We start from the raw sequence: 8,082 nt of genomic DNA on the forward strand, positions 1-8,082 counted from the left end.
CGGCTTACGAGCTATTAAGTTTAACTCAACAAATGGAAATCAAACATGAATTTGCATGAATATCAGGCAAAACAGCTATTTAAAGAGTACGGTCTACCAGTTCCACAGGGTGTTGCCTGTGATAGTGGAGAAGATGCCGTTAATGCCGCGTCTAAATTAGGCGGCGACAAATGGGTAATCAAATGTCAAGTACATGCTGGTGGTCGCGGTAAAGCGGGCGGTGTACAGTTAGTTGATTCTAAAGAGTCTATTCGTGAATTTGCTAATAAATGGTTAGGTAAAAACTTAGTAACTTATCAAACAGATGCTAATGGTCAGCCAGTAAACAAACTGCTATTAGAAAGCTGTAGCGACATTGCTAATGAATTATATTTAGGTGCTGTTATTGACCGTGCTTCACAACGAGTTACGTTCATGGCATCTACTGAAGGTGGTGTTGAAATTGAGAAGGTGGCTGAAGAAACACCTGAACTTATTCATACAGTGACTGTTGACCCACTAGTGGGTGCACAGGCATACCAAGGTCGTGAATTAGCGTTTAAATTAGGTCTTTCTGGTAAACAGATTGGTCAATTTACTAAAATATTTTTGGGCCTAGCCACTATCTTCCAACAAAAAGATTTATCTTTGTTAGAAATTAACCCGCTTGTAGTGACAGGTGAAGATGATTTGATCTGTTTAGATGGCAAAATTTCTATCGACTCTAATGCGATGTACCGTCAAAAAGCATTAAATGAAATTAATGATACAACGCAAGATGATGCACGTGAAATGCATGCTGCGCAGTGGGAGCTAAACTATGTTGCCCTGGATGGTAACATCGGTTGTATGGTTAACGGTGCTGGTTTAGCAATGGGCACAATGGATATCGTTCATTTACACGGTGGTAACCCTGCAAACTTCTTAGACGTAGGCGGCGGTGCAACAAAAGAGCGTGTAACTGAAGCGTTTAAAATTATTTTATCTGACGATAAAGTAGAAGCGGTATTAGTGAACATTTTTGGTGGTATTGTACGTTGTGATTTAATTGCTGACGGTGTTATCGGTGCAGTTGAAGAAGTGGGTGTATCAGTACCGGTTATTGTTCGTTTAGAAGGTAATAACGCTGAATTAGGTCGTAAAATTTTAGCGGAGTCTGGTTTAAATATTATTGCAGCAACATCATTAACAGATGCAGCTGTGCAATCTGTGAAAGCGGTAGGTGGCAAATAATGAGCATTTTAATTAATAAAGATACTAAAGTAATTTGTCAGGGTTTCACTGGTGGGCAAGGTACATTCCATTCTGAGCAAGCACTTGAATATGGCACAAAAATGGTTGGCGGCGTATCACCTGGTAAAGGTGGTCAAACGCATTTAGGCTTACCTGTATTTAATACGGTAAGTGAAGCGGTTCAATCAACAGGCGCTACGGCTTCTGTTATTTATGTACCTGCACCATTTTGTAAAGATGCGATTTTAGAAGCCATTGACGCAGGCATTAAGTTGATTGTGACTATCACAGAAGGTATTCCTACCTTGGATTTAGTTGAGGTTAAAATCAAACTTGATCAAGCGGGTGTAGTGATGGTTGGTCCTAACTGTCCAGGCGTTATTACTCCTGATGAATGTAAGATCGGCATTATGCCGGGTCATATTCATAAGAAAGGTAAAGTTGGGATTGTATCACGCTCTGGTACCTTGACTTATGAAGCTGTTAAACAAACAACTGATGAAGGTTTTGGTCAATCAACTTGTGTTGGTATTGGTGGTGACCCAATTCCTGGCTCTAGCTTTATTGATATCTTAACACTGTTCCAAGAAGATCCTGAGACTGAAGCAATTGTAATGATTGGTGAAATCGGTGGTACAGCTGAAGAAGAAGCTGCGGCCTTCATTAAAGCTAATGTAACTAAACCTGTTGTCTCGTACATCGCTGGTGTAACGGCACCTGCGGGTAAGCGCATGGGCCATGCGGGGGCGATTATCGCAGGCGGTAAAGGTACTGCTGAAGATAAATTTAAAGCCTTAGAAGATGCTGGCGTTAAAACCACTAAATCACTGGCGGATATTGGCAAAGCGTTACGTGAAATTACAGGTTGGTAATTAATTAAATTCAATACCTACTGAGAGATAAGAACCTCGCATTAGTTATATATAGTAACTTAAAGGGTGTATATTGTGTATTAAGGCAGAGAAATCTGCCTTTTTATTGCACAACTAACGCTTTAGGTAAATAGTATGTACATTGTGTATGGGGAAAGCATAGTTTTTCATCAGTAAAAGTTAGAGCAATGATTGTAGAGGACAATACGGGCATCAAAGCCAACTGCCGATCTTGCTAACTGAGCAGGGCGAGTTAAGTACGGTCACGGACTACCTACTCAAGCTAGAGGCGAACGGTGTGAGTAACTCCGTTATGAATGGATTTATTCAAGCCGTGTCCTTGTTTCTGGATTACATGGAAGCCAATAGAGGATTGTTTGACGATCCGAAATTGCTTTTTCAGACCTTTGCTAAGCGGTTCTATACAGGAGCCATTGGTGAGGATGGACTTGACCCCTCTGGTTTGTATTGGGTTCCAAATTCAGCCAGTAACGTGAATAAGCTCATCCACACCTTAGTTACTTCAAAATCATTCGCTTGAACCTTTAGTATGGAAAAAAACTATTAATGTCAGAATCCAATAATCGTTGGAGCTGATCCAAACCATCTCTCAATCGAGTCTCATTCCCGATTGACATCAAAGACAACCTGACATGTGGTGTACTTTTATTATTGGCACAAAAGTAGCTGCCACTGGTAACGATTAATCCACGATTTTTTGCTTCCATTGCAAATCGATCTGGCTGCCAATGGGCAGGTAATGGTAGCCAAATATGGTATCCAGAAGCCGTGAACTCTATGGAAGTAAAAATCTCTCTTACCATTTTCTGTCTTTCATTCGCAACTTCTCTTTGTTGGTCCGCTAACCGAAAAGCATCACCGGATTCAATTAACAATGTCGCTGCAATAAAATTAATGGGAGATGCGAGCCAAATATTAGTTCGAATATTTGCATTGAGAGCCGTTATCTGACTTTCAGGGGCTTTTAAGTAACCACAACGCATCGCAGGGCTAATTGCCTTAGATAACGCAGAAATGTGGAACGTATAATCTGGAGCAAAGTTAGCGATTGGAGGCACTGGTTCATCATCTAAAAAGCAATAAATATCATCTTCAACCAACCAGAGTCTCTTATCGTTGATAACTCGTGCTATTTCCTTTTTTCGGGATTCCGGCATTGAGATCCCTGTTGGATTCTGATGACTAGGAATCGTTATCACCATTGCGGCTTGATGTGCATCAATTGCACTTGCCAACGCTTCTGGACATAAACCATATTCATCAAGATCTACACCAATTACATGACGGTCAGGCATATTTACAATCGCCAAAATACCTGGGTAGGTGAGTCGTTCGACTAGAATACTGTCACCTGGCTTAGTCAAAGTATCAACGAGTAAAGACAAAGCGTGCTGAGCCCCATTTGTCAATAACATATTATCGCTGTTTGCCCCCTCTAAGCCGTACTTTTTAGCCCATTTAACACCAGCAGCCCTATGGACTTCATGCCCAGAATGCTCAACATATCCAATGACAGAAGGGGTCAGTAACTCCGCAGATTGTCGGTAGGCATTCTTCAATGCAGGTACATTTCTCTCCAGACAAGGTTGAAGGATAGAGAAGTTAAAGTTTGTTTCTTCATCGGGAGCTTGGATGGCTTTGTCAAGTTGCGAGTTTGCTCTAACAAACGTACCACGACCAATAAATGACTCCAAACATCCTCTGTCATTAAGCAACTTATAAGCTTTTGCAACGGTTGCAGGTGTCGTTCCAAGCTCCTCAGCGAGTAAACGATGGGTGGGTAGCTTTGAACCTGGCGGGAACTCACCTGTTTCAATTTTCTGCTCTATAACTTCTGCTATACGAATGAACTTACTATTACTCACAAGGAACCTCCTGGGACAATTCTAATTTTTAATAGATTATAACATATGTCTTTTGGGTTTTGACTCTTTCAAATAAATACATGAACCATATTGACATAGTTCAATTGTAATTGTAACCTACATAAAAATGACATTGAGCTAACTCAATGTGATCTGTGAGAACATTAAATCAGGCTTAAGAAATGCTAAAAGAAATGGTAGAGACACTTAAAAAGCAAAGTGTTCAAGAAGTACATGTATCATATGAAGCTGCAAACAAGCTAAAAAATGCCTTCAGCAACTTACGGTTTAGAAAGGACAATGAGTGCCTTAACATAAGAGAGTGGCTTGGGAACGTAGTCAAATACAGCCTTAATGATGAGGTAATCAACACTATTCAGGATTTTAAGTCAGATGATGATCAATGCGCCCTGATTATCCGCGGTTTACCTATTGATAGCAATTTGTGTGCGACACCTTACAACGGTTATGTTCCACCATCAAAAGTTCCTTTAGCTAGCGCTATCTGTGTTGGCATATGTCAATGCACCCAAATTCAAGCTGTATCATGCCAAAATGAAAATAAAGGATTATTATTTAGGCATGTGGTACCTGCACTCAAGGTTCGATCAAATTTTATTCTATTGGATAATTTGATTGCTCAACTGAGCCGCGGCGTAGTCAACGAATTATGCCAACCTAATTTTCGAATTACCCGGCCAGATTCATTCGGTCAATCTCCTTCAAGCCGTCTACCCATTTTAGTCATAGGCGAAGACGGTGTGATGCTATGTCGTTATGACAAGGAAAACACCATTCCTCTTACCGAGAGTACAGCAGCATTAGTTATGCTGGAAGCTCATCTACAAAACGAATCGTTAAAACAACACGTGGTATATCAACCAGGTAATTTATTGATAATTAAAAATCAACGGCTTCTACATAGTCGCGAAGGTTTTAAATCTAGATCAGATGGCGCAGGCCGCTGGTTAGCTCGCATGTTTGGGGTGAGTACGTTAGAGCGTATCGTTCCAGCCACCCCAGAATTTCAACATATTGGAAAAAATTAAGGAAAATAAAATGAAATCAAACAACGTCGCTTTTATTGGTTTAGGTGTAATGGGTTTTCCAATGGCGGGTCATCTTGCAAAAGCAGGGTACAAGACCAAAGTGTTTAATCGTACAGAAAACAAAGCAAAACTATGGTCTCAAGAGTTTTACGGTGAATGCCAGCCAACCCCTCGGTTGGCTGCGATAAACTGTGACATTGTGTTTTTATGCGTGGGGAATGATGACGATGTAAGAAGTGTTGTATATGGCGAAGACGGAGTACTCGCGAGCATGGTCCCTGGTTCTGTTTTGGTTGACCACACAACAACATCTGCAGAGCTTGCAGAGGAGTTAGCCAAAGTATGTATAGAAAAGGGCATTTCTTTTATTGATGCTCCAGTATCAGGTGGTCAAGCGGGAGCTGAAAATGCAGCTCTCACAATTATGTGTGGTGGTGAACAAACTGTTTTTGATCGCGTAGAGCCCGTGATGAAAAGCTATGCTAAGCAATCGACTTTAATGGGTAAAAATGGCCAGGGGCAGCGTTGTAAGATGGTCAATCAAATCTGTATTGCAGGTGTATTGAAAGGGTTAAGCGAAGGCCTCCTTCTGGCAAAAAAAGCAGGTCTAAATATAAACCAGTTAGTTGACGTGTTAAAGCATGGTGCTGCAGGTTCATGGCAAATGGAGAACAGAACCGTAACTATGTCGCAAGATAAGTTCGATTTTGGTTTTGCAATTGACTGGATGCACAAAGATCTCAGCATTTGCCTAAATGAAGCAAATAAGATAGGGGTCGAGCTTTCGTTAACAGAAAAAGTAGACAGTGAATATCAGTCCCTACAGCAACAAGGTTTTGGTCGCATGGATACTTCTGTGCTTTTCAAAATCTATGATCGATAACTTAGGCAGGAATTTTCAGTATGGAACTCTTCGGTAACGACATTACACTTTTAATACTAATAGCATTAATGGTATCGGCCTTTGCGGCCGGTTTCATTGACTCAGTAGCAGGCGGTGGAGGATTAATCTTAGTACCATCTTTTATCCTTGCTGGATTGCCACCTCAATTAGCTCTTGGACAAGAAAAAATTGTCAGCACTTTAGGCACTATCGCAGCAATACGTAATTTTATACGAAATAAAAAAGTAATTTGGACTGCTGCGGCAACAGGTATCCCAGCAGGCCTAATCGGTGCGTACGCGGGTGCACAGGCTATTCTCTACTTTGCTCCCGATACTATCGGTAAAATCATTCTCTTTATGCTCCCTTTCGGAATAATTTTATCGTTTATTCCGAAGAAGAATCGCAATGAAGATAACTCTGCCCCAATTAATAAAACAGTCATTTTACTTGGCGTTCCAACTGCTGTATTTGTAATTGGTTTCTATGACGGCTTCTTTGGTCCTGGTACCGGTAGTTTTCTAATTCTGGCTTTACATTACTTACTTCGGTTCGATTTAGTTTCAGCATCAGCGACGTCAAAGGTGTTTAACTTTTCCTCTAACATCGGCGCGTTATTCGCTTTCATGATTGCAGGTAACGTCTTATATATGCTGGCAATGCCTTTAGTAGCAATGAACTTACTTGGGAACCATGTTGGTAGCTCATCAGCAATGAAATATGGCGCCAAATTGATTCAACGAACCATTTCAGTATCACTCAGTCTACTGATGATTTCGCTGGGTTATAAATTCCTGCTCTAAAACTAGCCACAAAATTTATAGGATAGAACTCTCATTCAATACGGATGAGAGTTCTAGTATTAAACTAAGTTATCTGAACAACCACACTGTCAGCCGAACTATGGTTATCCATACCTGACTTAATCCGTATTTTCCTAAATTAAGTAGAAACTCTAACAGATTTGCTCCGCTTCTCGCATATCTTTACTCTATAAGAAACTAAAAGGAGTAAAGTAGGAATAACTCAATAAAAGAATACCATCCAGCTACAGTGATAGAAAATCCGCAACGTACTTGGCCGTCAAAACAACTGTTAAAAGCACCTCGTTGGTGCTCAACTGATTTACGAGATGGAAATCAAGCCTTAAGCACCCCGATGAATCATGAAAAAAAGCATTACTATTCGACCACTTGATTACTTGTGAATTCAAAGAAATAGAACTGGCTTTTCCATCTGCTTCACAAACAGACTTCAAATTTGTTCGATATTTAATTGAAAAGAATAAAATTCCCAATGATGTTTGGATACAACTAATAACCCAAGCGAGACCAGAGTTGATTGAAAAAACACTGGTATCGCTACAAGGCGCTTCACGAGCTATTGTCCATTTGTATAACGCCACGGCACCACTGTTTAGAGATTTAGTATTTAAAAAAGTAAGTCTGAAATTATAGAAATGGCTGTGTTAAGTACTAAACATATTAAACGATTATGTGATGAACAACGTCAAACACAATGGATTTTAGAATACTTTCCTGAAACGTTCTGTTTTACGGAGATTGAATTCTCTCTAGAGATTTGTGAGGCGGTTAAAAAAGTGTGGCAACCAAGTAATGAGCGGCCTTTAATATTAAATTTACCTGCAACTTTAGAGGTAAATACCCCTAATGTTTATGCTGACCAAATTGAGAAATTTCGTTCATTATTCAGTGATATGGAAAATATCACGATTAGCATACATCCTCATAACGACAGTGGGACGGGGGGGCGCGGCAGTTGAACTTGCTCAGCTTGCCGGTGAGACACGAGTCGAAGGGTGTGTGTTCGGTAATGGAGAACGAACAGGAAATGTTGATCTAGCGATACTAGCTTTGAACCTATATACCCAAGGGATCGATCCTAAATTGGATTTTTACGACATCAGAAACACGGCAAAAATAATTGAGAAGTGTACTAATATTCCAGTTCATCCAAGGCATCCTTATGCAGGTGAACTCGTATTTACGGCATTTTCTGGGTCTCATCAAGATACGATTAAAAAGGGGGGTTGAAGCTAACACATTAAAACCTTCAGAAACGTGGAACATTCCATATTTACCTTTAGATCCGAAATAAGTTGGTTGCTCATACACAGAAGTTATACCAATTGTATTAAACAACTGATCTAAATTTTGCGC

At 40.3% G+C, this 8,082-nt stretch carries 8 protein-coding genes and 1 pseudogene; 8 read left to right on the top strand and 1 reads right to left on the bottom strand.

Annotation, left to right across the window (positions count from 1 at the left end):
- The first annotated feature begins 45 nt into the window (after nucleotides 1-45).
- The 3 genes from sucC to DS885_RS03480 all read left to right on the top strand — a co-directional run bounded on the left by sucC (nucleotide 46) and on the right by DS885_RS03480 (nucleotide 2,625).
- Nucleotides 46-1,212 carry an ADP-forming succinate--CoA ligase subunit beta gene (sucC, locus tag DS885_RS03470; RefSeq protein WP_113818014.1) on the top strand — a complete coding sequence of 389 codons (1,167 nt, stop codon included), beginning with the start codon at nucleotides 46-48 and terminating at the stop codon, nucleotides 1,210-1,212.
- Complete coding sequence (gene sucD, locus DS885_RS03475; protein ID WP_113818015.1) at nucleotides 1,212-2,084, top strand: succinate--CoA ligase subunit alpha; 873 nt, start codon at nucleotides 1,212-1,214, stop codon at nucleotides 2,082-2,084. Before sucC ends, sucD begins: the two co-directional genes overlap by 1 nt.
- Nucleotides 2,085-2,382: 298 nt before the next feature.
- Nucleotides 2,383-2,625 carry a hypothetical protein gene (locus tag DS885_RS03480; protein ID WP_258546836.1) on the top strand — a complete coding sequence of 81 codons (243 nt, stop codon included), beginning with the start codon at nucleotides 2,383-2,385 and terminating at the stop codon, nucleotides 2,623-2,625.
- A 4-nt stretch (nucleotides 2,626-2,629) separates the two neighbouring features.
- Here DS885_RS03480 and DS885_RS03485 read toward each other — a convergent pair whose 3' ends face one another.
- Nucleotides 2,630-3,970: an aminotransferase-like domain-containing protein gene (locus tag DS885_RS03485; protein WP_113818016.1), complete on the bottom strand. Its 1,341-nt coding sequence runs from the start codon at nucleotides 3,968-3,970 to the stop codon at nucleotides 2,630-2,632.
- 182 nt (nucleotides 3,971-4,152) lie between these two features.
- Between DS885_RS03485 and DS885_RS03490 the strand changes: the two genes are divergently transcribed.
- The 5 genes and pseudogenes from DS885_RS03490 to DS885_RS17880 all read left to right on the top strand — a co-directional run bounded on the left by DS885_RS03490 (nucleotide 4,153) and on the right by DS885_RS17880 (nucleotide 7,956).
- Nucleotides 4,153-5,019, top strand: coding sequence for a TauD/TfdA family dioxygenase (locus tag DS885_RS03490; protein WP_113818017.1), 867 nt, complete (start codon nucleotides 4,153-4,155; stop codon nucleotides 5,017-5,019).
- A gap of 10 nt (nucleotides 5,020-5,029) precedes the next feature.
- The gene (locus tag DS885_RS03495; protein ID WP_113818018.1) at nucleotides 5,030-5,902 is read left to right on the top strand and encodes an NAD(P)-dependent oxidoreductase; all 873 of its coding nucleotides are present in this window, start codon (nucleotides 5,030-5,032) and stop codon (nucleotides 5,900-5,902) included.
- A gap of 20 nt (nucleotides 5,903-5,922) precedes the next feature.
- On the top strand, nucleotides 5,923-6,705 hold the full coding sequence (locus DS885_RS03500; RefSeq protein ID WP_113818019.1) for a TSUP family transporter: 783 nt from the start codon (nucleotides 5,923-5,925) through the stop codon (nucleotides 6,703-6,705).
- A 390-nt stretch (nucleotides 6,706-7,095) separates the two neighbouring features.
- Nucleotides 7,096-7,685, top strand: a pseudogene (locus DS885_RS17850) (hypothetical protein).
- Nucleotides 7,579-7,956, top strand: coding sequence for a hypothetical protein (locus DS885_RS17880; RefSeq protein WP_369007748.1), 378 nt, complete (start codon nucleotides 7,579-7,581; stop codon nucleotides 7,954-7,956). The pseudogene DS885_RS17850 and the gene DS885_RS17880 overlap by 107 nt, the downstream one beginning before the upstream one ends.
- Nucleotides 7,957-8,082 lie beyond the last annotated feature (126 nt).

Source organism: Psychromonas sp. B3M02 (assembly GCF_003318165.1).
GTDB lineage: Bacteria > Pseudomonadota > Gammaproteobacteria > Enterobacterales > Psychromonadaceae > Psychromonas.

Excerpts from the sequence above, each read along its gene's own strand:
- sucC (WP_113818014.1), top strand. The coding sequence starts at position 46 with ATGAATTTGCATGAATATCAGGCAAAACAGCTATTTAAAGAGTACGGT.
- DS885_RS03490 (WP_113818017.1), top strand. The coding sequence starts at position 4,153 with ATGCTAAAAGAAATGGTAGAGACACTTAAAAAGCAAAGTGTTCAAGAA.
- DS885_RS17880 (WP_369007748.1), top strand. The coding sequence starts at position 7,579 with ATGCTGACCAAATTGAGAAATTTCGTTCATTATTCAGTGATATGGAAA.
- DS885_RS03500 (WP_113818019.1), top strand. The coding sequence starts at position 5,923 with ATGGAACTCTTCGGTAACGACATTACACTTTTAATACTAATAGCATTA.
- sucD (WP_113818015.1), top strand. The coding sequence starts at position 1,212 with ATGAGCATTTTAATTAATAAAGATACTAAAGTAATTTGTCAGGGTTTC.
- DS885_RS03495 (WP_113818018.1), top strand. The coding sequence starts at position 5,030 with ATGAAATCAAACAACGTCGCTTTTATTGGTTTAGGTGTAATGGGTTTT.